General features: G+C 76.8%; 1 pseudogene. It reads right to left on the reverse strand.

Annotation, left to right across the window (positions count from 1 at the left end):
• Positions 1-218 precede the first annotated feature (218 nt).
• Positions 219-470, reverse strand: a pseudogene (locus tag E1298_RS47525) (NRDE family protein); the annotation flags it as partial.

Here is a 470-nt window from a genome sequence, read left to right on the forward strand (position 1 = left end):
CGGTCAGCCCGAGCACGACCGCGCCGAGCCCGGCCGCGACCGCGGCCCCCCGTCCCGCTCCCGCCATTCCCCGCACTCCCCGTCTCCCCGATGACGCCCCGCGCGGCCGGCGGCACCGGCCTCCACGAAGATCGCATTAGGTAGTCAAATTAGCACCGAGGGTCACGGTCGTGCGGCATGCGGCTCCAAAGAGCGCGGGTGAACCTGGAACGGGCCCGTCAGAGCACGCGTGTCCAGGCGGCGGGATCCCCGGGCGTGGCGGAGAAGTCGTAGCGGACGCCGCCGGGCGCGAGCGCGACGAGGCTGACCGACGTCGTGCCCCACACGCGGCCGTCGCCGAGGTCCAGCAGGGGCAGCAGCGCCCGGTGGTCGGCGCGGGCCAGCCCGTCCCCGTCCACCAGGGGCAGCCACGCGCCCCACACCGCGCCGGCGGGCATGTCCGGGCCCGCTCCGGGTGCGGGACGGGGCGC

It is taken from the genome of Actinomadura rubrisoli, from assembly GCF_004349215.1.
GTDB lineage: Bacteria > Actinomycetota > Actinomycetes > Streptosporangiales > Streptosporangiaceae > Spirillospora > Spirillospora rubrisoli.